The sequence below is a fragment of the Pedobacter sp. R-06 genome (assembly GCF_049913135.1).
Lineage (GTDB): Bacteria > Bacteroidota > Bacteroidia > Sphingobacteriales > Sphingobacteriaceae > Pedobacter.
In genome coordinates this window covers 2,908,495-2,934,593 of sequence record NZ_CP183977.1, presented here as the reverse complement: position 1 = coordinate 2,934,593, position 26,099 = coordinate 2,908,495, and the positions used below count along the sequence as shown (strand labels likewise).

Below are 26,099 nucleotides of genomic sequence, written 5' to 3'. Positions count from 1 at the left end.
TTATTGCGTAAACACTGTGTTTAAGGCACAATTTTATATTTTTAATCTGGAATTAGGGTAAAATCGATTTGGCGTTTAGAAAGATCTACTTTTTTCACCCTGATCATCACTTCATCACCCAATTGGTATTTTTTCTTTTTGCGCTGGCCTACAATGCAGTAATTTTTCTCATCAAGTACATAAAAATCGTCTGATATGTCTCTTAAACGGATCATACCCTCACATTTGTTCTCTTCAATCTCTACATACATGCCCCATTCGGTAACACCCGAAATAATACCTTTGTACTCCGTACCGATATTGTTTTCTAAGTATTCGGCCTGTTTGTATTTAATAGAGGCACGTTCGGCATCAGCAGCTCTTTTCTCCATAGCAGAAGAATGTACGCAGGCCACTTCGTAAAACTCCATATCTGCCGATTTACCGCCGTCTAAATAAGTTTGTAGAAGCCTGTGCGCCATTACATCCGGATAACGGCGGATAGGGGAAGTAAAGTGCGTGTAATATTCGAAAGCCAGACCATAGTGGCTGGTTTTTTTAGTAGAATATATTGCTTTTGCCATTGACCGGATGGCCAGTGAAGTTAGAATATTCTGTTCTTTCTTCCCTTCAACATCATTCATTAAGTTATTTAACGATTTTGCAATTTCTTTATCCGATTTGGTGTTGATTTTATAACCGAAACGGGAAGCAAAGGTTGCAAAAGTATTCAGGGTTTCCATATTTGGTGAATCGTGCACGCGATAAACAAAGGTCAGTTTGTCCTTTCCTTTAGTTTTCTTGGCTATAAATTCGGCAACTTTACGGTTCGCCAAAAGCATGTAATCTTCAATCAGTTTATGGGCATCTTTACGTTCCTTAACATAAACACCAATTGGCTTACCCGAGTCATCAAGTTTGAATTTAACTTCTGTACTTTCGAAACTGATGGCACCGTTTTTGAATTTACGGTCGCGAAGGATGTAAGCCAATTCATTCAGTTTCAATATTTCCTGAGCGTAATCGCCCGCTTTATTCTCGATTACTTCCTGTGCTTCTTCGTAACTAAATCTTCTGTCGGAGTGGATCACCGTTCTACCATACCATTCAGATTGAATATTGGCCTGCTCATCCAGTTCGAAAACGGCTGCAAAACATAATTTATCTTCATGTGGACGCAATGAGCATACACCATTACTCAAACGCTCTGGTAACATTGGGATTACACGATCTACCAAATAAACTGAGGTAGCTCGGCTGTAGGCTTCTTTATCCAGTTCCGTTCCCTGAATTACATAATGTGAAACATCGGCAATGTGCACACCAATTTCGTGGTTTCCGTTGGGCAGTTTTTGGTAGGAGATGGCATCATCGAAATCTTTCGCATCTGCCGGATCTATCGTAAAGGTTAATACCTTTCTAAAATCTTTTCTTTTGGCAATTTCAGCTGCAGGAATTTCTTCCGGGATGGCATTCGCTTCGCGCTCTACCTGTGGGGGAAACTCTAAAGGAAAACCATACTGTGCTAAAATAGCATTCATTTCGGTATTGTTCTCGCCCTGGTTACCCAGTACATGTTTAACAATCCCGATCGGATTTTTAGCACTTTCAGGCCAATCTGAGAGGGTTACCAACACACGCTGACCATTTTTGGCCTCATGGATATCGGCCAGAGGAACAAAAATATCGTGCATCATTTTTTTATCGTCCGCAATTACAAATGCAAAACGATCAGATATCTTGATTACACCTGTAAAATCTGATTTTGCCCTTTTAATAATTTCGACAACCTCACCATCGTTTTTACGACCGCTTTTCTTCGCAAAAACATAAGCCTTTACGGTATCACCATGTAATGCATTTTTGAGTTTTCGCGGAGCTACAAAAATATCCTTCTCAAATTCATCTTCCGGAACGATATATGCAGATCCATCGGCAGTCATATCAACCGTACCGATAATAAAATTCTGCAGTTCTTTAAGTTTAAATTTACCTTTTTCTGGTTCTAAGAAAATCCCTGCACTTTTCCCTTCTTTTAAGATCTCAAGAATGGTTTCTCTAGATTCTTGATCGTTCAAATTTAATTTGGCCGAAACCTGCTTGTAATTAAGCAGCTGATTATTGTTTTTTTCAAAAACATCACTAACCAATTGATTCAGAACCAATTTTATATTTGCCGATTTTTTCTTTGCCATATGCTAAACTGAATTTACCGAAGATACAGAAAAGATGCTCAGGATGGAAAATATAGGGCACAATATGTAAAATGGATGATGGTTTTATAGTTCATTGGTTCATCGGTCATTGGTGTATTGGTATAGCAAACAGGTTACCTGGTAATGGTTTAATAGCACATGGTTGATAGCCAAGGCGAGGTAGAGAAAATTGCTATTGACTATCAGGGATTAACCATTAATCAAATAAATAATACTTCAGATTAAACCCTATTTCTAACCTTCATTCCACCTTATGGACTATGGACTATGGACTATGGACTATGGACTATGGACTATGGACTACGAACCAACCTGATCTCCATGTAAGTAATTCTCTTCCGTTCGGCGGTGTAACTCAAATGTATGTTGCCGCTTTTATCCTGAATAATGGCCGGATAGCTATACTCACCTTTAGCATGGTTTTCGAGTGTGTAAATATCCTGCCAGTTTTCTCCATCGGTTGATATGGCCAGTTTTAATACTGATCTGCCTTCCCACCAGTTTTTACCTGCTGTTAGCGGGTTGTAAACAAGTAATTGCCGCCCGTCTTTTAGCGTTACCGCATCGCTACCCGAATTTGGATTAGGTAATTGAGTAGCCTTAAGTTTTGACCAGGTTTCACCATTATCTTCCGACCAGCTTTCTACAATCACATTTTGCCTGCTCCTACATAATAGCTGCAGTTTTCCATTGGGATAGGTTAAAATAGAAGGTTGGATTACACCAAAAGTATCGCAGTTGATGTTGATCTTTTCCCAGTTTTTGCCATTAGCATCTGATTTTTCAATATGGATCGCCCATGTTTTTTCATCTAAACTTTCTGTACTTGAGGGATAAAGGATTGTTCCATTTGGTAATTGAATCGGTTTGTTTTTAATTGGCCCTAAGAAATCTTTAGGCAATTTCTGTGCTTTAGACCATGTTTTTCCATTGTTAACAGATGTTTTATATTCTGCCCACCAGGTTCTTGGATTTGCACCGACCTTATAATGTAAAAATAAAGTGCCGTTTTTTGTTTTAAAAAGAACGGGATTCCAGCAGGCAAATCTGCTCGTATCGTTTATTATCCCATTTGCGATTTCAATTGGTTGACTCCATTGCGTTCCGGTTTTTATTGACGACCAGATTGCGACATCTTTACTTCCTTCATGCTTACCACCAAACCAGGCGGCCATTATTTTTCCTTTGCCCAAATCAACCAGCGTTGAGGCATGGCAGGCCTCGAATGGAGCCTTTTCAAAAATAGTAGTCGACTGAATGATTTCTACTTTTTGTGCACAAACGTTTAAAGAAAGAAAAATCAGTGTAAAAGCAATTGAAAGATATTTAAGCATTTTCTATTATTGGTGTCCTGGAATAGCTTCGATCAGTTTTTGGGTATAAGCTGCTTTTGGCGCATAAAATATCTGCTCTGGAAAACCTTCTTCTTCGATTTTTCCTTTGTTCATCACTAAAATACGGTCAGAAATATGCTTTACAACAGCCAAATCGTGAGAAATGAAGATATAAGTGAGTCCGAATTCGCGCTGGAGATCTTTGATGAGGTTTAAAACCTGCGCCTGAACGGAAACATCTAAAGCAGATACCGACTCGTCGCAGATGATAAATTTAGGTTGTAAAGCCAAAGCCCTGGCAATAACCACACGCTGCCTTTGTCCGCCGCTAAATTCATGCGGATATCGGTTAAAATGCTCTTCTTTTAAACCAACTTTATCAAGCAATTCCAGTACTTTTTGTTTACGCTCGCTATCGTTACGGTATAATTTATGCACCTGTAATGGCTCTAAAATCGATTGACCAATACTTAGTTTAGGGTTTAATGAAGCATAAGGATCCTGAAAAATAATCTGAATATCTTTTCTTAACTTCCTTAAGGCCTTTTTGTTGATGTGTGTAATGTTTTCTCCATTAAAAATAATTTCACCAGAAGTAGGTTGTATCAACCGTAAAATGGTACGGCCAAGAGTGGTTTTACCACAGCCCGATTCGCCAACCAGACCTAAGGTTTCACCAGGAAAAACCTCAAAATTCAACCGGTCAACAGCTTTAACGTAATCAGTCGTTTTGCCAAAAAGACCATTGTGGATAGGATACCAGGTACATAGGTCTTTAATCTGAAGTAAAGGTTTCTGGGCGTAAAGTTTTTCTCTCCGTGCGGCTATTTCTGCCTCTGTTAGTTGGTTTGAAGCCTGTAAATGTGCCGTAGCATCATCAATTTTTCCGGTAAGGAAATCGGCCACCACAGGTAGTTTTTTTAATTGTAGACTAGGTGAGGGGCGACAGGCAAGCAAACCTTTGGTGTACCGATGTTGTGGGTTCTCAAAAATCGATTTTGCTGGGCCTTGTTCTACGATTTCGCCTTTGTACATTACGGCAACTTCATCGGCAATTTCATTTACTACACCTAAATCGTGCGAGATAAAGATCATTGCCATATTCCGTTCCTGTTTCAGTTTTAACAGGAGCTGTAAAATCGTTTTCTGAACAGTTACATCCAATGCCGTGGTGGGTTCATCGGCTATTAATAGTTGCGGATCGCAGCTCAAAGCCATGGCAATCATTACCCTTTGCTTTTGCCCGCCTGATATTTGGTGCGGGTAACTATCAAATATTTTGTCTGGTCGGGGTAGTTGCACCTCGTTAAACAATGCAATAGTATGTCTTTTTGCTTCCGCTTTATCTACCTTTCGATGTAACATGATGGCTTCTGCCACTTGGTATCCGCAGGTAAAAACAGGATTGAGCGAAGTCATGGGTTCCTGAAAAATCATCGAGATCTGGTTTCCTCTGATTTGGCGGATTTCGTTTGAACTGAGGTTGAGCAGGCTAATGTCTTCAAAATCTATTTCTCCGGTAATTTTTGCCGCACGTTCATCATGCAAGCGCATAATGGAGAAAGATGTAACTGATTTTCCAGAACCAGATTCGCCAACAATACCTAAAACGGTTCCTTTTTTTACATTAAAACTGATCTGTTTTACAGCTTTAAACCAGGTTTTTTCGTCCTGGTTATAGAAATCGATATTTAGGTTTTCTACGTTTAGCATCAAATTTTTGAAATAATAAGTTCATTTGAGCCTGTTTCCAGGCTATTGTAATCATCTAAATGGTAGTGACAACCAATTGGGGTTTCATCCTGAGCTAAGGAAAGCAGCTGTTTTGCAAGGGAAATGAGTCCTGCTTTATTCGCATGAATTTGGATTTGATTTTCAATAATATCTGTTTTAAGAATGAACCCATCTACCCAGCTAAATTGCAATCCTACCTCATCGTTATATTTTGGAATTTCCAGTTTTACTTCGATTACCATTTAGGATACAATTGTAATGTTTTCTGGCGGAATTATATCCATACCTTTAAATTTTAACAATACCTGTGCGGTGGTAATTACATCTTTCTGGCAATAGGTAACAATCCTATCGAGATTTTTTTCTTCATAATAAACTTGTCTTACCTGCGCACCGTTGATATCATCTTTCGGAGTAGGAATATCTAAAATTGCGGCCAAAAGGTTTAAGGAAGTAAAATGTTTGTAATCGCCGAACTTCCAAAGTTCCATCGTATCAATATGGTTTATTTCCCAGGGTTTTTTGCCCGAAAGTTGCAATTGAACCGGAATTTCTATGCCGTTAACCAATAACCGCCGGCATAAATAGGGAAAATCAAATTCTTTTCCATTATGCGCGCAGAACATTAGGGTAGGCATTTGTTTACTCAACAAAGCAGAAAACTGTAGCAGCATTTCTTTTTCATCGTGGCCAAAAATAGATTTGATACGCAAAGCGGATGAATTGCTCTGCACACTGAAAATCCCCATACTAATGCAGATAATCTTACCAAATTCGGCCATAATGCCGGCTTTTTCATAAAATTCTTCGGCAGTTTGGTCTGAACCTCTTTGGTAATGTGTTTTTTGCTCCCAAAGTTCCTGAAAATGCGGGGGTACATCTTGAAAAGATGGATATTGAGGTACAGTTTCGATATCGATAACCATTACCTGATTGAGATCTAACGCCTTTAGCATATATAGAAAAATTTACAGTTAACAATTTACAATTTTCTGTTCATAATTATAGCCGTCATTAACTATTGTTTTGTTGGGGTTTTCTTATTTTCAGATGACTCGTTACAATCATTGATTAAATTTCAACAACTTTCTATTAAGGCACATTTCTAGATCCAGCAATTATTTCTGTCGTTGGAGGTTGATTATTTGGTCGTAAACATTTTTTACATCTTCAATAAACTCAAGACAAGCTGGCTGCTTTACACCTGGCCATTCTATTCCCTGCATCATTGAATTTCTAAAATCAGTTGGTCCTAATGTAATAGTTCCGCTATTATCAGATTTTTGATTAATTGTTATGTCGGTTAGGGTTCTGATGTTTAATGACTTGATTTCGCTGCTAAATATTCCCGTCTTTATAATAATTCTGTCCGACGTAATTCCGTAAGCGGTATTTGCTCTCTTTTTTGCGTCGATGAAAAATCTTCCTATGGTGATGTATAGTCCCGTTAGAACAAATGGAATACCCCATAGTTTAAAGAAAAAAGGGGCATCAGTTGTAAGGACACTTGTTTCCCAGAAGACTGCAAATCCAGCCCAAAGCAAACTAAAGGGAATTAAGAATGCATCTGAAGTTCTAAATAAAATTCCTGTCTTAGGTTTTCCTGCCCATATTAATTTTTCGTCTGTGCTTAGATTGGGTTTTAGTTCGTTTTCGATCTCGTAACTTGTCATTTATTTATTTGATAGTTTGGTTTGATGGCTGGTTGCGCTAATTATTGTTTCTAGCTCTTTGTTCAGTTTGATTTCAACACACAATACTTTAATTAAATATTAAAATTCGATAAAATAAATCATTTTCGTTTCACCTTTTTTTAGCTTTAATATATTTTTTGTTGAAAATTTATTTTATAAGTTTGGTTTATGGCGAAAAGTAAATTTGAGCAATCTTTAGCAGATGGCGCTCACCAAAAGCTTCAAAGTTTAATTGGTACCTGGAATGGGATAACCAAAACCTGGTTCGAAAAGGATGTGCTGGCAGATGAATCTCCAGCTGAAGCAAAATTCACTTCAATTTTGGGTAACCGTTTTATTTCTATTGACTACCAAGGAAGTTTGGAAGGAAAAGCTTTTGAAGGTAAAATGATTGTCGGTTTCGATATTCCTTACCAAAGATTTACGACAAGTTGGGTTGATAGTTTTCACATGGGTACACAGATTATGCTTTCGGGTGGCGAAGCTACTGCAGATGGTTTTTCTGTTTTTGGAGAATATGGGAGTCCTGAATATGGCGAGCAGCTTTGGGGCTGGAGAACATCACTTGAGATTATTGGTGAAAATGAAATTATATTAACTGCTTACAATGTCTCGCCAGAAGGGGAAGAAGCAAAAGCTACGGAAACGGTTTATAAGAGAAATTAAATATGTTAGTCGGGATTTGTAATCCTGACTTGCGAATTCTTGAAGTGGATTATAAATCCACAACTCATTCAGACGAGATTGCAAATCTCGACCAGCAGTAGGTTGGGAATCTTAATCCTTCATTTCAAATGCATTAAGATTCCCGCATACCAAAAAAACTAAAATAAGCTCGGCGAAGCCAGATTGGCCATTACCGGAATCTTTAAATCTGTTCCTGTAGCTTTATTCAGTTTCGCTGTAAAATAAGCTGAAAATAACGGAGAAGATAGCTCAACATTCTGGTGTACAAAGAAATACAAGTTTTGTAAGCCCTGTTCTTTCCAGCTTACAATTCTTTCAATCCAATCGTCTAAGCGTTTTTTATCTATGTCATCATCGTTTGCACCAACAAAACGCACAAAGGCGGTGGGCGAAGTTAAACGCATATGCAGCATGTCTCTTCTGCCTGCAGTATCAACAATAATATTGGCTACACCATTTTCCTGAAATAATTGCGCAAAATCGTTGGCAATGGACGGATTTGAAAACCATTCTTCATTTCTCACTTCAACACCCAAAGGAATTACTTTCGGGAATTCGTTGATCACGATTTTTAACCTTTCGAAATCTTTAGGTTTAAAGTTATCGTGCAATTGAAGAAAAGCCATTCCTAATTTATCTTCAAAATTACTGATGGCATCGCAATACTGTTCTACAGGTTCTTTAACGTTGATCAATCTTTTAAAGTGACTGATGGTATTAGTCAGTTTTGGGAAAAACTTAAAATCTGCAGGTGTTTTTTGCGTCCAGGTGATTACTTGTTCACGGCTTGGCATACCATAAAATGTGGCATTGAGCTCAATAGAATTAAATTGAGTAGAATAGTAAGTCAATTCATCCTTAGTTCCTTTTGGATAAAAGCCCTTTAAATCGGCTTTATTCCATTTGGCGCAACCCACATAGGCCTGGAAAGATTGTTTAGGTTTATTTGCTGCTAAAATTGCTGCTGTTTCAGGAGCATCAGCAGGAAGGGTATAATCTATAATCGAAGGATCGTCTACTTTACCGAATTGCATTTTTAAAGGTTTTAGATGTAAGGTAAAAGGTTTAAGGCAAAAAAATACCTTAGCTTATTCAACTAAGGTATTTATATATTGTAAAAATAAGAAACTTGTTCTTTGCTTTTAGCTTATTGTGGAAAGTTTATGTTTTTCATATCTCCACACTGTAAACTTGCAACTGTAAACTGAATTAGTAACCCAGAATCTTCAATACCTGCTTACTATTCTGCTCTTCTCCAAAAACCTCGAAATTGAAACTTTCGTCACGGTTTCTGCGGATCAAAACATGTTTCGGGCTTGGCAATAAACAATGGTGAATACCACCATAACCGCTCAATACTTCCTGATAGGCACCGGTGTGGAAGAAACCCAAATACTGCACCTTACGCGTTTTTGGCATAAATACACTGTTCATGTGTGCCTCCTGGTTGTAATAATCCTGTCCATCGCATGTAATACCACCTAAGTTAACCCGTTCATATTCAGCATCCCAATTGTTAATCGGTAATAAAATGTACTTTTGATTTAATGCCCAAACGTCAGGTAAATTGGTAATAAAAGAACCATCCAGCATTAACCAGCGCTCACGGTCGTTCTGTTGTTTACGGCCCAGTACTTTATAAAGGATACCGGAAGCCTCGGCAACCGTATATTTACCAAATTCGGTAATAATATCTGGTTCCATTACATCATGAATGGCACAGATTTCTTTAATCCTTTTCACAATTTCGTTTACCATGTATTCGTAATCGAAATCGAAAACCAACGAATCTTTAAATGGCATACCGCCACCAATATCGAGGGTATCTAAATCCGGATTGATTTTTTTGAATTTGCAATAAAGCGTTACGTATTTCTCTAACTCATTCCAATAGTATGGCGAATCGGTAATACCCGAGTTAATGAAAAAGTGTAATAATTTAACCCTGAAATTAGGGTTGTGAACGATTTTATTGTTGTAGAAATCAATAATATCTTCCATACGCACACCTAAACGTGAAGTATAGAACTGCGAGTCTGGCTGCTCTTCAGCAGCAATACGGATACCTAAGTTACAAGGGGTATCGATATCAACCTCATCATCAAAAAGATTAAACTCTTCTTTGTTATCTAAAACAGGGATAATATTGGTATAACCATCGTGCAACATATCAATGATATATTGTTTGTACTGGTAGGTTTTAAAGCCGTTACAGATAATGGTGGTATCTTTCGTTAACACACCTTTTTTCTCCAGCGCATCAACCATTGGCATATCAAAAGCCGAAGAAGTTTCCAGGTGGATGTTGTTTTTTAAAGCTTCTTCTACAATATGCTTAAAATGCGAGCTTTTTGTACAGTAGCAGTATTTATAATCGCCACGATAATTGTTCTTTAAAATAGCGGTTTGGAAAAGGATCTTCGCCTGCTGAATCTTCTTGCTTACCATTGGTAAGTACGTGAAACGTAGGGGAGTACCGTAAGTTTCGATCATTTCCATCAGGTTTAAATCCTGAAAATATAATTCATCATCTATAACATCGAAACCCTCTTGAGGGAAACCAACACTTAGATCAAGAAATTCTGAGTAACTCTGCATTTACTTTTAAATAATTTTTGCAAAAATGTAATTTTAAATCGAGAATTAATCTTTAATAAAAATATTTTTACTGTAGAGAAACCGTTAGCCTAACTACAAAATTTCGGTATAAAATGTTTTTAGCAAAAAAACAGGTTGCTTGTTTGGATAACAGTCTGGAATACAAGCAGTAATAAGGAGTAGGTTTAAGGATTTGGAAAGCAGGTTCCTGTTTTTATAGGTTAGGGTTGGCCCTGCTCTCCACTTTACTCGTTGTACTCGTGTTCGTCCCGATCAGGTTTAGTTGGCAAGGATAGTGCAGCTATTTAGGGTTTGATAGCGAGTTGGCTAATACACTCTGGTCTTAGCGTCTCGCTAAGACTTTTTAGTAAATTATTTAATAAATGAAAGAAGATTACTGTTTAACTAATAATTTGGAAAGCAGGTTCCTGTTTTTATAGGTTAGGCTTGGCCCTGCTCTCCACTTTATCCCGAAGAAAAATCGGGATGTTCGTTCCGATCAGGTTTAGTTGGCAAGGGAAATGCAGCTATTTAGGGTTTGATAGCGAGTTGGCTAATCAATTATAGGTAAATCTTAATTGATTGATGAAGCTGTATCATCAATATAGATTGTCATCCTGAGCCTGTCGAAGGACCTGTTTAAATATCCGGTGAAGCATTTCGATACATTCGTCAAGCTCAGTACAGGCTGAGCTCAACCTGACAAGTTCGAATTTAATCACAGCTTAAGTTACAGGCTCTGGAACCAGATAGGGTTTTATCCTTTGCGGAGGTATTTGGTTAAAATTACAATAGTTTGTCCTTCAACCTTACCTTCAATCTGTTCGGTATTATCATGAACTAATCGGATATTTTTAACTACAGTACCCAATTTAGCACTCAAAGTTGAGCCTTTAACATCCAGCGTTTTCACCAAAACCACGGTGTCGCCTTCAAATAAACGCGTGCCATTGCTGTCCTGATGAAATTCTACTGTTCCATCTTGCTCGTGGTCGCCGGTTTTTTTAGCCCACTCCAAAGTTTCATCTTCAAGGTATAAAATATCCAGACTGTCTGCTGCCCAGCCTTCATTTCTTAACCTGCTCAACATTCTCCAGGCAACAACCTGTACCGGGGCAAATTCCGACCACATGGTTTCTGTTAATATTTTCCAGTGGTTTGGGGCAAGTTGCTCCGTTTTTTCAATCTGATCTAAGCAGGTTTTACAAACTAAAATGCTGTTATCGCTATTGGCATTGCTGGTTGGCGGCACTTCGTATACCGATAAATTGGTTTCAGCAGTGCATAATTCGCATTTATTGCCCGAGCGGGTCTGTAATTCTTGTACTAAAGACATATTGATACTGGATTTTTGGCGAAAGTAATAAAACTAATTGGAATGATCGGGCATTGTGAAGTGGACAATATTGGAGAAATTTTTTGTTCTTGTAATTTAAAAGTTTTGTTTGATAGAAAAAGATATCAAATAATTGCTGATCATTTGGAAAGCAGGTTCCTGGTTTTATCGGTTTGGGTTAGTCCTGCGCTTCACTTTACTCGTTGCACTCGTGTTCGTTCCGATCAGGTTTATTAAATTAGGGTGGTGCTGCTATTGAAGGTTGAATAGCGTTGTACATTTGTTAAATGGGTTTTCCGTGTTTTCAGAGCTTCCGTGGCAAAATAAAAATGGTTCGTGGAGACATGAACCATGGCTAGGGGAGTAACAGCTTAAGATAAATCGTCATTTCGACCGCAGTGGGAGAAATCTTTGAACTATATTTATTCATTAGTTCAAAGATTTCTCTCCCGAAGCCTCGGGACTTTGCTTCATTCGAAATGACGATTGAATTTTACAACCTTATATTTGATAATTCATTTTTAGGATTGTTGGCTTAACAGCCAATCTTTTATAGTTACAATTTACTAGGCAAATGTATCTCAGCGAGCATACACCTTGCACTGCCGCCACCATTTTTTTCGATGGTGTAAAGTGGTGTATAAATGATCCTGCTATATTGTTCTAATGCAGCAATCTGCTCGGTATTTAAGGACAGATAAGCCTGTTCTGACATCACCAATAAACTTTCGTCATCTGCATTGGTAACCTGTAACATGTTACCTGCAAATTTGTTCATCTGTTCCAGGCTGATTTCGATGATTTCTTTTCCACTGCCTTTTAAACTGATGGTGACGTTCATTTTTTCTTCCGGATCGCGAATCGAATCCAGGCAGATTACTGCAAAACGATCGCCAATACACATGATTACATTGGTATGGTAAATCGGGAAATTTGATCCGTCTACCGCCTGAAAGGCTACTGGTTCATATCCGGTAAGCATGCAGAAATTGTTCAGTACTTCTTCATCGGTGCGCACACTTAAACAGGCGTAAGCAATTTTGTTGGTCCGGTCTAATACCATACTTCCGGTACCTTCTAAAAACGCATGCTGTTGTTCGTAAAAGCTTAAATCACTGATGTGGTTCACTTCAAAATTTTCTTTCAACCCATCCAGTATCTCTTTTCTGCGCTCTAACCGGCGGTTTTCAGAAAACATCGGGTAAAGATATACTGAGCCATCTTCATGAAAGGAAACCCAATTGTTCGGGAAAATAGAATCAGGTGTTTCAGGCTGTAAAGTATCATCTACAACCGTTACGTCAACATTGTTTTTTCTTAATAAATCAACAAAGGCATCAAATTCTTTTAAAGCTTCTGTTTGTACGTTGGTTTCAGTGGATGCAATTTGAAACTTATTATTTCCGGCCGTTTGCGCGTTGAATTTAAAATCAACAGGGCGGATCATGAGGATATGGTTGGTAGATTGATTCATTAGTTCAATTGTTCATTAGTCATTCGTAAATCGGTTAATTGTTGATATCGGTTAATTGATGCTAAACACCAAGCCCCAAACCAAATAATGTGTTAATTGGTTCATTCATTCACCGGTGCATTATAAAGTTATCGCTATTTATTATCTGTACCAAAACAAATGAACCAATGGCTAATGAACTATTGAACCAAATTATCCCTAAGTATCGGTAAACTCATACAATGAAAACCACCACGGGCACGCGATAATTCTGCCGAAGGCATTAAAATCAAGGTATCGGTTATGGTTTCGGCATTTACTTTGCCACTTTCTAAATCCTGGATTAAATCTTTCACATCTACCACATTAAAACCGGCAGCTTTAAAGGCTTCAACGGTTTTATCGTTTCTATCGTATCCTAAAACAACACCCTCTTTAATGGCTAAAAGGTTACAGGAGTCTGTCCATTGCTCGCGTGAATCGTAAGGGAACTGATTGTTTCCGCTATAAATGATTTTGGTTGGTTCAGTGCTTTTTAAATCGTTCTGACTAATGTCATTTAATAAAGCTTCTACATGTTCGAAATGTTTCGGCTCTTGTGGGTTGGCTTTTGTAAACTGAATGGCAGTGGTAGCCTCCAATTTTTCGGGCTCTTTTAAAAAGTTGATCGGCTCGTAAGGATTATATTTCGGCGAATGGGCAATCGAATTCAAAATTACCCAGGTATTGCGTTTAACCTGTGTAAAAACAGTATCCAGGTGCATGTAATCACGTTTGCTTGGTATTTTTACCACGGTAACTTTTTCTACCACATCCTGGTCGAACAATAATTTAATCGCTTCGTTGGCACCATGTTCAGAAGTTCTTTCGCTACAGCCGATCAATACGTGGTTAGGACTTACCATCATCACGTCGCCACCTTCTAACGTGGTACTGAAAGCAGGTTCGTCACCTGGTCTTAAAAAATGCATGGTCACATCCGGAATTTCGAGGATATTATTACGGTAGTCCTCAAACAAAGGATGGTTGAAGAAAATATAACGCATTAAAAGTGTTTCGCGCACACGGGCTTTTTTTGCCGGTTTGTTTAACAGGATATGGTTATTAATGGTGGTACCCACATCCCTTGTAAAAATTAAATTGGGAATGGGCGCAAAAATCATTGTATCGTTGGCTAATGTTCCGGAGATAAAAATCTCTGCCAATTGTTTCGGATCGGTATTCGTTAATTCCAACTGAACCTTATAAGTACAGCCTTCAATGGCACAAACGGCAGCAACCAGTTTTTTGCGGATGGATTCGTTCTCCAGCATCTCGCTCAACAGGTTCTGAATCTCGATTACCGATTTAGAATTGTGAAAATCGGGGTGGTTGGGTTTGTAAAAATTACGGTTTGATGCTTCTGAATCTATTTCAGCCAGTTTTCCTTTAATCTTATCAGGATCAAGAAAATACATCAATAATTTAATATAATAATCGTATTCACCTTTACGGATGGTATCTAAATGTACAATATCTTCGAAAAGCCAATCTTGTGCCTTAGAGGGTACTACTTTGCCTAATCCACTATCAGGACTATGTATTAATAATTTACGTAATCTGCCGATTTCGGTGTTTACGCTCACTTTAAAATTGGGGTTCTGCTCGCTCATAAAAAAGTTAGTTATTGCAAATCTATTAGAAAAATTCAGATATGAGAATTGAGATGACAGATTTGAGATAGACTTCTGCTTAGATTGGTTTATTTATTGCACAAAACCAACACCCTTAAACCTTATTGAAGCGACAGCTCCCGATTCCTTCCATCGGGACTATAGCGGAAAGAAGGACTATCGGAACCGATTGGCACTACAGCAGCTTTCCAAACCTTTAAAAGCTCGAAAACCTTCCCCCTTAAACCTTTCACCTTCCACCTTTTTTACATATTTTTGGCGCATGAATTTTATTATTGCCGAAACACAGAAAGCCATTTTTGAACTTTACAAAGAAGAAGTAGCCGAAAGTGTAATCAACATACAAGAAACACGTAAAGAATTTGAAGGACAGGCAACCATTGTTGTTTTTCCGGTTACTAAAATTTCGAAAAAATCGCCAGAGCAAACTGCCACTGAAATTGGAGAATATTTGGTTGCTAACGTAACCGATATTACTAAATTTAATGTGGTTAAAGGATTTTTGAACTTAAGCATTGCCGAAAGTTATTTCCTTAAACAGTTTAACGAAGAAATTTTATCGCCCGATTTTGGTGTATATGCACCTAACGGTAAAAAGGTAATGGTCGAATATTCTTCTCCAAATACCAATAAACCGCTTCACCTGGGGCACGTGCGTAATAACCTATTGGGTTACTCGGTTTCTGAACTGCTAAAAGCTTATGGTTACGATGTGGTGAAGGTAAACCTGGTCAACGATCGTGGCATCCACATCTGTAAATCGATGCTGGCCTGGCAAAAGTGGGGCAATGGCGAAACACCCGAAAGTACTGGCTTAAAAGGCGATCACCTGGTTGGAAAATACTACGTAATTTTTGATAAAGAGTATAAAAAAGAGATTGATGCCTTAAAAGCAGAAGGGCAAACTGAAGAAGAGGCGAAGAAAAATGCACCATTAATTAAAGAAGCGCAACAAATGCTTTTGAAATGGGAGCAAGGCGATGAGGAAGTGGTTTCGCTTTGGAAAACCATGAACGAATGGGTTTACGCTGGTTTTAATGTAACCTATAAAAACCTTGGGGTAGATTTTGATAAATTTTATTACGAAAGCAATACTTATCTGTTAGGAAAAGGTACGGTTGATGAAGGTTTAGCCAAAGGCGTTTTCTTTAAAAAAGAAGATGGTTCGGTGTGGATCGATTTAACTGCCGATGGTTTAGACCAGAAATTGGTTTTACGTGCTGATGGAACTTCGGTTTACATTACACAGGATTTAGGTACTGCCGAAATGAAACACGACGATTTCAATATGGATGAGTCGATTTATGTGGTAGGAAATGAACAGGATTACCATTTTAAAGTGTTATTCCTGATTCTAGAGAAACTGGGCAAAAGTTGGGCAAAAGGCTTATACCATTTATCGTACGGGATGGTCGATCTGCCAAACGGTAAGATGAAAAGCCGTGAAGGAACTGTTGTTGATGCAGACGAGCTGATTGAAAGCATGGTAACTACTGCCCGCGAAAAAACTGAAGAATTGGGTAAAACCAACGATTTTAGTGAAGAAGACAAGGAAGAACTGTATAAAAATATAGGTTTAGGGGCTTTAAAATATTTCCTTTTAAAGGTTGAGCCTAAGAAACGTTTGTTGTTTAATCCTGCTGAAAGTATCGATTTCCAAGGGAATACCGGGCCGTTTATCCAATACACACATGCCAGGATTAAATCGCTGTTGAGTAAGTCTAATTATCAGTTTGCAGTTGGCAGTGAACAGTTTTCAGGAATATCGGAGGTAGAATTGGAAATGATTCTGCAACTGGCCAAATACCCTGCAGAAATTGCTATTGCGGCTAAAGCTTACAGTCCGGCGAGTTTGGCCAACTATTTATACGAACTGGCTAAGCTGTTCAACAAGTTTTACCATGAGGTACCACCAATTGTAAAAACGGAAGAAGGTGAGGTAAAACAGTTCCGTTTAAACCTGAGTAAAAAAACGGCTGATATCATTCATACCGGAATGTTGATTTTAGGGATTACTTCGCCAGAGCGGATGTAGATACTGTTGGCTAAAGCCAGCGGTAATGAGTTTTCTGGTTTTAAAATCCTAATTAATGATTAACGAATTGATTTTACTTTGTCTGGTGGCTTTTGCTGCCGGATTTATAGATGCTATTGTAGGTGGCGGTGGTTTATTACAAACTCCCGCCATTTTACTTATTTTGCCCCATTATCCTGTGGCTACGCTTTTAGGGACTACCAAAATCCCATCAATGGCGGGTACAACACTGGCCGCTTTCAAATATTCAAAACAGGTTCGTTTTAATTACAAAGTACTTGCTGCCTGTGTATTAACTGCATTTTTAGCAGCATTGCTGGGCGCATTTTTGGTAAGCAGGATAGATAATTCGGTCATCAAGCCCGTAATTCTCGTTGTGCTGGTTTTAGTCGCACTTTATACCTATTTCAATAAACAATTTGGTATCCACCAGGAGAAAGATCATTCGCTTAAGCAACAGGTTTTAATGGCCGGTTTATTTGGGGTATTGATCGGTTTTTATGATGGTTTAATCGGGCCAGGCACAGGATCTTTTCTGATTTTGGTTTTTATAGCCGTACTGGGCTTCGATTTTATAGGTGCCAGTGCGCATGCCAAAATTGTAAATATGGCCACTAATCTGGCGGCCATTATCTATTTCAGTTCTACCGGGCATATCCTGTTTCAATACGCTATACCAATGGCGCTGTTTAACCTAACAGGTGCTTTCTTCGGTACAAAACTGGCCTTGCTTAAAGGAAATAAATTTGTCCGTGTATTTTTCCTGATCGTTGTTTTCGGAACAATTCTACGCTTTGCTTACGATATTCTGAAAGCATATGTTGTGTAGATGTTTTTAGCTATTATTCAATTTCTTCGCTGCAGCCTTGTCAATCTCCGATTGAACTCACGTGTACGAAGGGTGATCGGATCAGGACACTGTAAATTAAAAGCGGCAGTAGCTATATTGTTGGCGTGATGTGAACTTTGTATTATAGGGCAAGACACTTGAGCCATAAACATTTTTCAGCAAAAACAATCAGCATACTGAATGAACTATATTTTTTATACTTTTACTTTCCTATGAGCAACCCGCATAAACACACCGATGAGGAACTTGTCATTCTGTTTAAGGAAAATGACGTTGTTGCCTTCAGGGAAATTTATGTTCGGTATTGGTATGAATTGTACCTGATTTCGAATAAGCGGCTGAGATCTAAAGAAGCTTCTGAAGAAATTATCCAGAATTTTTTTACGCTGTTTTGGATCAATCGCAAAAAAATAAATATCAGGGGTGCACTGAAGGCTTATCTCCATACTGCCATCCGTTATTCGGTGATTGATTACCTGGCCAGGGAGGCAACCCGGAACAATTATATGGAATTGCTATCTTTTAGCTATAATGAGTCAGCCAATACGACTGAGGAAACGGTGTTCTTGCATGAGGTAGAAGATGGCATCAATCAGGTGATGTCGAAATTGCCTGCCAAATGTCGAAAGGTGTTTGAATTGAGCAGGCAGCACCATAAATCCAATAAGGAAATTGCTGAATTATTAGGCCTCTCCGAGAAAACAGTAGAAAACCACATCACTAATGCACTGAAACTTTTCAGGCTGCATTTCAAGGAAGTTCTGATCGCTTCATCCTTCGCCTGGTTGCTATTTTAGCAGCCCAGAATTTTTTTTATTTTTTTTTGGGGGCAACAGCCTGCCCAACCGACTATATCATTAACCAACCAAATATAATGTAACCAATATGGGCAAACCGATAGCCGTATCCTTACTAAAAAAATACCTTTCAGGCAACTGTACTGCTAGTGAGGCTGCAGAGGTTGATCATTGGTTTGATCTTATGGATGGTGTGCCAGATCATATCTCAGGTCTGACAGATGAGGAACGCGTGCTCATGGAGGACAAAATCTTTGAACGTATCCTTCAAAACATCGAAGCAAAGGAGCATCAAAATCTAGGCCTGCGCCCTAAAAAGTCAATTTATTCCTGGAAAGTCCTGGCGGTTGCCGCGTCGCTGTTTTTATGCTTAAGTATGGTTTTGCTCTGGATGCAATACTCCTCCTCGTTTTCTCCGAAGAAAAGCTTTAAGTCAAGCCAATCTGCAAGTATCCGCCCGGGAGGCAATAAGGCCGTACTCACACTTGATGATGGATCTTCATTGGTACTGACTGATGCAAACTTGGGTAAGGTAGCTGATCAGTACGACATGAGTGTGGTGAAAACCGCTGAGGGAGAGGTGAGTTATCAGAAGAGTAAAGGGGGAAATCCCTCTGAAATGGTATACAACACCATCACAACACCTGTAGGCGGAAAATACAGCGTGATATTGCCGGATGGAAGTAAAGTCTGGCTGAACGCTAAATCCAGTTTGAGGTTCCCAACCTCATTTACAGGTGCAGAAAGAAGCGTACAAATGACAGGTGAGGTGTATTTTGAAGTTGTGAAGAATCCTAAACAGCCTTTTAAGGTACGATGCGGTGGAACCGAAATCAGCGTTCTCGGAACACATTTTAATGTGATGGCTTACAACGATGAAGCTAATCAAAAAACAACGCTGTTGGAAGGCAGTATCCACTTATCATCAGGAAACTTTTCTAAGCTGTTAAAACCCGGGCAACAAGCCAGTGTAAATCAGTCGACAGGTATTGAAGTAAGCAACAACGTTGATTTGGAAGCCGTGATGGCCTGGAGAAACGACCTTTTCATTTTTAAAGATATGGAGATCAAAGACATTGCCCGGCAACTCTCCCGGTGGTATGATGTGCAGGTTGTATTTAAAGGCACGCCCTCAAAAATTCCTTACACAGGTACGATAGCTAAAGATGTCGAGCTTTCGGAAATGCTAAGCATGCTGCAGTTTACAGGACTAAAATACGAACTGAACGATCATGTGCTTACCATTATAGAATAATGGAAAAAACTGCTTAACCATAATTTAACAATATAAATAACCAAATATGAGAAACTACTACAATACTGCTTAATCAACCAGCGTAACCGTTTTTTAAAAAAAGACCGGATCGTGTTTGCAGCACCTCCGGTCATTGTAAAGGTTACTTACAAGCCAATTCAGACGACATTATAATTTAACCCAAACTCTATAAAGATATGAATTTATTTTATAGGATCAGGCAGCTATTTCGCCGTGATTCTTACCAAATTTTATTAACAATGAGACTAACCGTGCTTCTTTTTATTCTGACTTTAATGCAGGTTAGCGCAAATAGCTTTAGTCAGAATTTAACGCTTAAACATACCAATAGCGACATCTTTTCTGTCCTTAAGCAAATAGAAAAACAGAGTGGTTACCATTTGCTTTTCAGACGTGCCGATATTGATGAGAAATCCAAAATCAATGTAAATGTAACCAACATGCCCATTGAGCAGGCATTGGTATTGGTTTTGAAAAACACAAACCTGGATTTTAAGATCATTAAAAAAACAATTATTCTTAAAAAAACAGCCCCTTTGCCATCGGAACATATACAAATCCAGGACATTGAGATTTCGGGCACAGTCAGCGACGAGAAAGGCATAACACTTCCCGGAGTCGCGGTCAAAGTGAAGGATTCAAAGGTGGTCGCCGTAACAGATATCGATGGGAGGTATAAAATCTCCGTTCCATCAGCTACAGCGATTCTTGTATTTTCTTTTGTGGGTATGGAAACCCAGGAAATTGTTGCGGGCAAAAGAACCGTATTGAATGTGGTTTTGAAGAGCCAAACTAAATTACTCAGCGATGTCGTAGTGATCGGATACGGAACTCAGAAACGTTCCGATATTAACGGATCAATTTCTTCTGTAAAGGCCTCCGATATCGAAAATGTACCCCAGGTGAGCATCGATCAGATGTTACAGGGTAAGGCTTCGGGATTAACCATTACGCAGAATTCGGGGGCGCCCGGCAGCAATACATCTGTCCGTGTGCGCGGAATAACTTCGTTGAGCGGAAGTAATGAACCTTTATATGTAATTGACGGTGTACCCATCTCGGGCGATGCCAGTAACCAAAGCACGAGTGGGAGATCACCGTTACAGGCTTCTTCTTCGAACGCCAATTCTCAGACCACCGTTAGTCCTTTGTCTCTGATCAACCCAAATGATATCGAATCGATTGATGTTTTGAAGGACGCATCTGCAACCGCAATCTATGGAAACAGAGCTTCAAACGGCGTGATCATCATCACTACAAAAAGAGGAAAAACGGGTAATTCGGCTATCAATTACGATGGTTATTATGGTTTTCAACGCGTAGCGAAGTATATGGATGTAATGAACCTTAAACAATATGCTCAACTGCAGAATTCTTTGGGCGACATCTATGGAACAGGAAGACGAGTTGAATTTGCAGATCCTGCAGTGTTGGGAGAAGGTACCAACTGGCAAAAAGAAATCTTCAGGACTGCTCCTCAGCAAAGTCACCAGGTAGCTGTTTCTGGCGGTAAAGAGGGCTTGAATTATTACATTTCAGGTGGTTATCTCGCACAGGATGGTACGGTTATCGGATCTGATTTCCGTCGTTACAGCTTGCGTACCAATGTAGATGCCCAGGTTAAAGAATGGTTTAAACTTGGTATTACACTAACGGCCAGCCGTTCTGCGGAAAACGTTATCACCAGCGATAACAACGGGATCATTTACAATGCACTGTTGCAGGGGCCTGATCTCGCGGTAACCAATCTTGATGGTTCGTATACCGGGCCTCCTGTATCAGATCCGCTGGCTGCCGCTGCAGCACTGAATCCAGTAGCCCAGGCACAGCAAATCAAAAACAAACTGAACAGAAGCAACATCAATACGAATCTCTACAATGAAATCAAAGTACTTAAACCACTATCTTTAAGATCGGAACTAGGCGGGGACTTTAATTTCTCTGACAATAATGTATTTACGCCAAGTTATTCATGGGGCCGCTTTACCAACCCTACAGCCTCGTTACAGGAACGCCATCAGCAAAGTACATTTCTGATCTGGAAAGAATACCTGAATTATAATCAAACATTCGGAAAACATAACCTGAATGCAATTTTAGGTTATGAAGTGCAGCAATCTACCTGGCGGGGTATAGAAGGAACAAGGCAAGGTTTTTACAGCAACGATGTGCAATCACTAAACTTAGGGCAGGCCATCACGGCCACCAATGATGAGTATATTGGAACACAGCGACAAGAATCTATATATGCCCGTGCCATTTATACCTATGGTGCAAAGTATAGCCTTACTTCTACCATCCGTAAAGACAAGACTTCTAAATTTGCAGAAGGATCACAATCTGGTTATTTCCCTTCTTTTGCCGCGTCGTGGAAATTGTCTGAGGAACCTTTTATGAAGGGAATCAACAAGGTGGTGAGCGGGGTTAAAATTCGTCTTGGATATGGAGAGGTCGGTAATCAGGATGTTCCCAATTACTTGTACAGCTCTTTATTGAAGTCATCTCAGACGGGTTTGGGTACAGGATTTCTTGCCGGACGAATTGACAATAAGGCATTAAAGTGGCAAACCTCGATCCAGTATAATGCTGGTCTGGACATGAGTTTTCTGAAAGGTAAGATCAGTACCAGTATAGATCTCTACAAAAAGACATCAAAAGACTTTTTGTTCCAGCTCACACTTCCGGCATACCTGGTGGGTGGCCCCGATTACCTAGGCGGCATTAATCCCCCTTACGTAAATCTGGGCAAAATTGATAACGTAGGTTTTGATTTGACTGTCAATACCCGAAATATCGATAATGATCAATTTAAATGGAATACCACTGTGGTTTTATCACATTACAAAAATGAGGTAAAAGAACTGGGTAATGGGCTTACCGAGCTGTTTGGTACAGTAACCAACGCTTACCTGCAAACACCTGTTACGCGTACCGTTGTAGGCAGGTCGGTGGGTGAATTTTATGGTTACAAAGTAAAAGGAATTTTTAAAACAGAGGATCAATTGCGTGCTGCACCGGTTCAGTTCGGCAGAACGATTGCCAATAACAGCAACAGTACATGGCTGGGTGATGTGCAATATGAAGATGTGAACGGTGATGGTGTGGTTAATGAGAAAGACCGCACAGCGATCGGGAATCCCAATCCTAAGTTTACCTACGGTATTACCAATACGTTTAGCTACAAAGCCTTTGATTTCACTTTGTTTTTAAATGGATCTTATGGTTCGAAGATTATGAATTTGTTGAACAACACCATGGGTAACCTGGCAGCTGTTTATCAGAACCAATATGCTGCTTACAGCAATTTCTGGACGCCTCAGAATCCGGATTCCGACATTCCTGCTCCGAAAATTGGTATTGACAATCCAAATCTGGTGGTATCTGACCGGTATGTGGAAAGTGGGTCCTTTTTAAGGATTCAGAATATGACTCTTGGTTACAAAGTGCCTGCCGCCTGGATCAGGAAATTTAAATTCAGTAACCTGAAAGTATATTCCAGTGTGCAGAACCTGTACACCTTTACGAAATACAAAGGCTATGATCCGGAAATCGGTGCAATTAATCAAAGTGCAATCCTGAATAACATCGACCTGGGCAGATACCCGATTGCCCGGACCATCACATTTGGAATCAACGCACAATTTTAGTGACCATAAATTATTGTAAGAAAATGAAATCATATCTTCTATATCTATTTGTCTTCATAGCCGCAGTTAGCAGTAGCTGTAAAAAGGACTTTTTTAACATTCCGCCGCAGGATGCGCTCAGTGCGGATAATTTTTACCAGAATACCGAGCAGGTACGGGCCAGCACGGCTGCTTTATACAATTCCCCGTGGTTTGATTGGAATGCAAAAGCTTCCTGGTGTATCTCCGAATTGTTGAGCGGCAATGCACATACCTATTCTCCGGATGTGATCAATTTTGGTAATTTTTCGGTAACTGGCGACAATACTCAATTATTGTCGGCCTGGAATTCCTTGTTCAGCGTAGTCGCCCAATCCAATGCACTTATCAACAACCTTAAATCCAAAGTCCCGGCCAGTGTACCGGCTTCTGTAGTGAATAACGCACTTGGGGAGGCCAGGTTTATGCGTGCCACGGCTTATTTTTACCTGGTGAGAACCTGGGGAAATGTGCCCATTATAGAAAATAGCCTGGACCATGTCAGCAATTATCAGATCAATACCAATCCGGTAACTGATGTGTATACCTTCATCATCAATGACCTGAAGTTTGCCGAAGCGAACTGCGACAAAATGATCAGAACCGGATCTGTTGCTCAGGGTAAGGTATCCAGTGGATCTGCGGCTGCACTTTTGGCTAAAGTTTATCTGTATATGCGCGATTACTCCAACGCCCGCCTAAAAGCAGAACAGGTAATCAATAGCGGGGAGTTTAAATTGTACGGGATCGATGTTTCAGGAAAGACCTATGCAGATTTATTTAAAACGGCCAATAACAACAATGAAGAAAGCATCGCTGCTATTCAATGGCTGGGCGGATCTTCCTACGGACACGGAAATGCCTTACAATCTTTCCTCGCCTATAATTCTGAAATTACGGGTACAGGAGATGGGTATGGCAGTGTAACGCCGTCAATCGATTTGCTGACAGCTTTTGAGCCAGGTGATTTAAGAAGAAAACCTACGGTGATGATGCAGGGGGATGTTTATCCTGAAATCAACCAGGCTAAAGGCGGTTATACCTTGCCAGCGGGGGCAGTTGCGCAGGGAATGCCTGCCTTTATCAAAAAGTATGTAGTAGGTACTCCCGCAGATAATGGGGGTAAGGGTGCTGCGTTTTCGACAGCGAATAATACGTACCTGATGCGTTATGCAGATGTGCTTCTGATTGAAGCGGAAGCCGTTCTTGCCGGTGCGCAAAGTACAACAGATGCTGCTGCACTGGTGCCATTTAATAAAATCAGAAGCCGGGCCGGGCTGATTCCTAAAACCTCCATTTCCATTGCAGATATCTATCAGGAACGCCGGATGGAATTTGTGTTTGAGGCTGATTATTGGTTTGATCTGGGCAGGTTAGATGGATTTAATGTAACTGCTCACCCTAAGGCAATCGCCATTATTGCCAACCAGGAAAGGGGTATTTACAGCAACACTACGCCTGTTGTAATCTGGGGGCAAAAATACACACCCACCGATGCCAATTTCCGTTTGCCATATCCTACAACAGAATCTACCCTTAATCCTAAATTATTACTGCCACCGGTACCTTACAAATTTTAAATCGTTATTATGAAAATCATATATAAAAACCCCATCGTCATTTGTTTGACAGGACTATTTTTCATGCTGATGTTGATAACCTCCTGCAAAAAGGAGGAAGAGGGACAAGGTATGCCAGTTATCACCAGGGTGCGTACTTTGGTGAAGCCGGGAGTTGATCAACCAACGGCTTTAGATTCTACGGTCACCTCAGGCGATGTCGGCGTAACTTATGTAATCGAAGGGCAAAACCTGAAGAGTACCAACAAAGTGGAGTTTAACGGTACACCAGCCTACTTAAATACGGCACTGTTTAGCGACCACAGTATCGTGGTGATGATCCCTGCTACGGCTTCCTGGATCAATCAAACCGGTAAATTAATACTTACCAACACATCTGGAACGGTAAGCTTTGATTTTAGTATCAAACAACCACCTCCCGTAATTACAGAATTGAGCCAGTTTGCCGGAAATGCAGGAGATGAGATTACCATTACCGGCTTGCGTTTCGATCAGGTAACCGGCGTTAAATTCGGTACGGTTGAAGCCAGGGTGGTTTCCTCAAAAAGTACAGAATTAAAGGTAACCGTACCTAGCGGGGCACTGGGTGCCGTAAGTGTCACTACCCCGGGCGGTACTGGTACTGGCCCCTATGTATCTTACGATGGAACAGCAGTGCCGATACTATTACCATTTGGATTCAGACATTTGTTTTACGACGATCAGATCACAGCTGGTTACGATTTCAATTTTGGCGGTGCCAGTGGAGACGTAAGTAACACAGAGATGGTTAAAAGAGGCAACCACTCCATCAAACTCACTTACACCGGTAATTATGCCGGATATGCTGTAGGTAGCAATGTTCCGGTAGACCTGAGTGATAAAACTTATGTTAAATTCTCTATATATGGAACAACCGGAACTGAAGGTAAAGTAGTAAAGATCGGATTGAATGACTTCGATAACCGGCAGGTGAGCATTGTATTGCATGCCGGTAAATGGACCACCTATGTTGTGCCTTTGGAGCGTTTCCAAAATGCCAGCCAACCGGGTAAACCAACCAGTCTCAACTGGATTGGCTTTCAGGAGTTGAGTGGTAATGCACCGGAAACAATTTTCCTGGATGATATCGGAGTATATTAATCCTTGCTGTTAAAAATAATTTAATGAAAAGAGGCTGTCTCATCAATACGAATGTTATCCTGTCTAAAGG

The 26,099-nt window shown here is 39.8% G+C and carries 19 protein-coding genes; 8 read left to right on the top strand and 11 right to left on the bottom strand.

Annotated features, from left to right (window positions below; translation table 11 throughout):
- Window positions 1-41: 41 nt before the first annotated feature.
- The 6 genes from rnr to ACN9MR_RS11920 form a co-directional block, all read right to left on the bottom strand.
- Entirely contained in the window at window positions 42-2,174 is a 2,133-nt protein-coding gene (rnr, locus tag ACN9MR_RS11945) for a ribonuclease R (protein ID WP_426329909.1), read from the bottom strand.
- Window positions 2,175-2,488: 314 nt separating this feature from the next.
- Window positions 2,489-3,529, bottom strand: coding sequence for a sialidase family protein (locus ACN9MR_RS11940; protein ID WP_426329908.1), 1,041 nt, complete (start codon window positions 3,527-3,529; stop codon window positions 2,489-2,491).
- Between the two features lie 6 nt (window positions 3,530-3,535).
- A complete protein-coding gene (locus ACN9MR_RS11935; RefSeq protein WP_426330226.1) occupies window positions 3,536-5,242 on the bottom strand; it encodes an ABC transporter ATP-binding protein in 1,707 nt (568 codons plus the stop codon).
- Window positions 5,242-5,505 (bottom strand): Imm32 family immunity protein, encoded by a 264-nt coding sequence (locus ACN9MR_RS11930; protein WP_426329907.1) that lies wholly within the window; start codon window positions 5,503-5,505, stop codon window positions 5,242-5,244. The genes ACN9MR_RS11935 and ACN9MR_RS11930 overlap by 1 nt, the downstream gene beginning before the upstream one ends.
- Window positions 5,506-6,219: a 3'-5' exonuclease gene (locus ACN9MR_RS11925; RefSeq protein ID WP_426329906.1), complete on the bottom strand. Its 714-nt coding sequence runs from the start codon at window positions 6,217-6,219 to the stop codon at window positions 5,506-5,508. It abuts the gene before it with no gap.
- 162 nt (window positions 6,220-6,381) lie between these two features.
- Entirely contained in the window at window positions 6,382-6,936 is a 555-nt protein-coding gene (locus ACN9MR_RS11920) for a hypothetical protein (protein ID WP_426329905.1), read from the bottom strand.
- A 189-nt stretch (window positions 6,937-7,125) separates the two neighbouring features.
- On the opposite strand from ACN9MR_RS11920, the gene ACN9MR_RS11915 reads away from it, so the two are divergent.
- Window positions 7,126-7,623 carry a DUF1579 domain-containing protein gene (locus ACN9MR_RS11915; protein ID WP_426329904.1) on the top strand — a complete coding sequence of 166 codons (498 nt, stop codon included), beginning with the start codon at window positions 7,126-7,128 and terminating at the stop codon, window positions 7,621-7,623.
- Window positions 7,624-7,781: 158 nt separating this feature from the next.
- On the opposite strand, the gene ACN9MR_RS11910 is transcribed toward ACN9MR_RS11915, so the two are convergent.
- The 5 genes from ACN9MR_RS11910 to ACN9MR_RS11890 all read right to left on the bottom strand — a co-directional run bounded on the left by ACN9MR_RS11910 (window position 7,782) and on the right by ACN9MR_RS11890 (window position 14,683).
- Window positions 7,782-8,678, bottom strand: a complete 897-nt coding sequence (locus ACN9MR_RS11910; protein WP_426329903.1) for a DUF72 domain-containing protein — start codon at window positions 8,676-8,678, stop codon at window positions 7,782-7,784.
- Window positions 8,679-8,853: 175 nt separating this feature from the next.
- Window positions 8,854-10,242: an arginine decarboxylase gene (locus ACN9MR_RS11905; protein ID WP_029277861.1), complete on the bottom strand. Its 1,389-nt coding sequence runs from the start codon at window positions 10,240-10,242 to the stop codon at window positions 8,854-8,856.
- A 757-nt stretch (window positions 10,243-10,999) separates the two neighbouring features.
- Complete coding sequence (locus ACN9MR_RS11900) at window positions 11,000-11,578, bottom strand: PhnA domain-containing protein (RefSeq protein WP_426329902.1); 579 nt, start codon at window positions 11,576-11,578, stop codon at window positions 11,000-11,002.
- A gap of 556 nt (window positions 11,579-12,134) precedes the next feature.
- Window positions 12,135-13,052 carry a citrulline utilization hydrolase CtlX gene (gene ctlX / locus ACN9MR_RS11895; protein WP_426329901.1) on the bottom strand — a complete coding sequence of 306 codons (918 nt, stop codon included), beginning with the start codon at window positions 13,050-13,052 and terminating at the stop codon, window positions 12,135-12,137.
- A gap of 179 nt (window positions 13,053-13,231) precedes the next feature.
- A complete protein-coding gene (locus ACN9MR_RS11890) occupies window positions 13,232-14,683 on the bottom strand; it encodes an arginine deiminase family protein (RefSeq protein ID WP_426329900.1) in 1,452 nt (483 codons plus the stop codon).
- A 283-nt stretch (window positions 14,684-14,966) separates the two neighbouring features.
- On the opposite strand from ACN9MR_RS11890, the gene argS reads away from it, so the two are divergent.
- From argS to ACN9MR_RS11855, 7 genes are all read left to right on the top strand, one after another.
- The gene (argS, locus tag ACN9MR_RS11885; protein WP_426329899.1) at window positions 14,967-16,739 is read left to right on the top strand and encodes an arginine--tRNA ligase; all 1,773 of its coding nucleotides are present in this window, start codon (window positions 14,967-14,969) and stop codon (window positions 16,737-16,739) included.
- Between the two features lie 55 nt (window positions 16,740-16,794).
- Complete coding sequence (locus ACN9MR_RS11880) at window positions 16,795-17,568, top strand: sulfite exporter TauE/SafE family protein (protein WP_426329898.1); 774 nt, start codon at window positions 16,795-16,797, stop codon at window positions 17,566-17,568.
- Window positions 17,569-17,801: 233 nt separating this feature from the next.
- Window positions 17,802-18,386 (top strand): RNA polymerase sigma-70 factor, encoded by a 585-nt coding sequence (locus tag ACN9MR_RS11875; protein WP_426329897.1) that lies wholly within the window; start codon window positions 17,802-17,804, stop codon window positions 18,384-18,386.
- An 88-nt stretch (window positions 18,387-18,474) separates the two neighbouring features.
- On the top strand, window positions 18,475-19,641 hold the full coding sequence (locus ACN9MR_RS11870; protein WP_426329896.1) for a FecR family protein: 1,167 nt from the start codon (window positions 18,475-18,477) through the stop codon (window positions 19,639-19,641).
- A gap of 260 nt (window positions 19,642-19,901) precedes the next feature.
- Window positions 19,902-23,309 carry a TonB-dependent receptor gene (locus ACN9MR_RS11865; protein ID WP_426329895.1) on the top strand — a complete coding sequence of 1,136 codons (3,408 nt, stop codon included), beginning with the start codon at window positions 19,902-19,904 and terminating at the stop codon, window positions 23,307-23,309.
- A gap of 23 nt (window positions 23,310-23,332) precedes the next feature.
- Window positions 23,333-24,907 (top strand): RagB/SusD family nutrient uptake outer membrane protein, encoded by a 1,575-nt coding sequence (locus tag ACN9MR_RS11860; protein WP_426329894.1) that lies wholly within the window; start codon window positions 23,333-23,335, stop codon window positions 24,905-24,907.
- 9 nt (window positions 24,908-24,916) lie between these two features.
- Window positions 24,917-26,029 carry an IPT/TIG domain-containing protein gene (locus ACN9MR_RS11855; protein WP_426329893.1) on the top strand — a complete coding sequence of 371 codons (1,113 nt, stop codon included), beginning with the start codon at window positions 24,917-24,919 and terminating at the stop codon, window positions 26,027-26,029.
- The last annotated feature ends 70 nt before the right edge of the window (window positions 26,030-26,099 follow it).

Excerpts from the sequence above, each read along its gene's own strand:
- rnr (WP_426329909.1), bottom strand. The coding sequence starts at position 2,174 with ATGGCAAAGAAAAAATCGGCAAATATAAAATTGGTTCTGAATCAATTG.
- ACN9MR_RS11940 (WP_426329908.1), bottom strand. The coding sequence starts at position 3,529 with ATGCTTAAATATCTTTCAATTGCTTTTACACTGATTTTTCTTTCTTTA.
- ACN9MR_RS11935 (WP_426330226.1), bottom strand. The coding sequence starts at position 5,242 with ATGCTAAACGTAGAAAACCTAAATATCGATTTCTATAACCAGGACGAA.
- ACN9MR_RS11930 (WP_426329907.1), bottom strand. The coding sequence starts at position 5,505 with ATGGTAATCGAAGTAAAACTGGAAATTCCAAAATATAACGATGAGGTA.
- ACN9MR_RS11925 (WP_426329906.1), bottom strand. The coding sequence starts at position 6,219 with ATGCTAAAGGCGTTAGATCTCAATCAGGTAATGGTTATCGATATCGAA.
- ACN9MR_RS11920 (WP_426329905.1), bottom strand. The coding sequence starts at position 6,936 with ATGACAAGTTACGAGATCGAAAACGAACTAAAACCCAATCTAAGCACA.
- ACN9MR_RS11915 (WP_426329904.1), top strand. The coding sequence starts at position 7,126 with ATGGCGAAAAGTAAATTTGAGCAATCTTTAGCAGATGGCGCTCACCAA.
- ACN9MR_RS11910 (WP_426329903.1), bottom strand. The coding sequence starts at position 8,678 with ATGCAATTCGGTAAAGTAGACGATCCTTCGATTATAGATTATACCCTT.
- ACN9MR_RS11905 (WP_029277861.1), bottom strand. The coding sequence starts at position 10,242 with ATGCAGAGTTACTCAGAATTTCTTGATCTAAGTGTTGGTTTCCCTCAA.
- ACN9MR_RS11900 (WP_426329902.1), bottom strand. The coding sequence starts at position 11,578 with ATGTCTTTAGTACAAGAATTACAGACCCGCTCGGGCAATAAATGCGAA.
- ctlX (WP_426329901.1), bottom strand. The coding sequence starts at position 13,052 with ATGAATCAATCTACCAACCATATCCTCATGATCCGCCCTGTTGATTTT.
- ACN9MR_RS11890 (WP_426329900.1), bottom strand. The coding sequence starts at position 14,683 with ATGAGCGAGCAGAACCCCAATTTTAAAGTGAGCGTAAACACCGAAATC.
- argS (WP_426329899.1), top strand. The coding sequence starts at position 14,967 with ATGAATTTTATTATTGCCGAAACACAGAAAGCCATTTTTGAACTTTAC.
- ACN9MR_RS11880 (WP_426329898.1), top strand. The coding sequence starts at position 16,795 with ATGATTAACGAATTGATTTTACTTTGTCTGGTGGCTTTTGCTGCCGGA.
- ACN9MR_RS11875 (WP_426329897.1), top strand. The coding sequence starts at position 17,802 with ATGAGCAACCCGCATAAACACACCGATGAGGAACTTGTCATTCTGTTT.
- ACN9MR_RS11870 (WP_426329896.1), top strand. The coding sequence starts at position 18,475 with ATGGGCAAACCGATAGCCGTATCCTTACTAAAAAAATACCTTTCAGGC.
- ACN9MR_RS11865 (WP_426329895.1), top strand. The coding sequence starts at position 19,902 with ATGAGACTAACCGTGCTTCTTTTTATTCTGACTTTAATGCAGGTTAGC.
- ACN9MR_RS11860 (WP_426329894.1), top strand. The coding sequence starts at position 23,333 with ATGAAATCATATCTTCTATATCTATTTGTCTTCATAGCCGCAGTTAGC.
- ACN9MR_RS11855 (WP_426329893.1), top strand. The coding sequence starts at position 24,917 with ATGAAAATCATATATAAAAACCCCATCGTCATTTGTTTGACAGGACTA.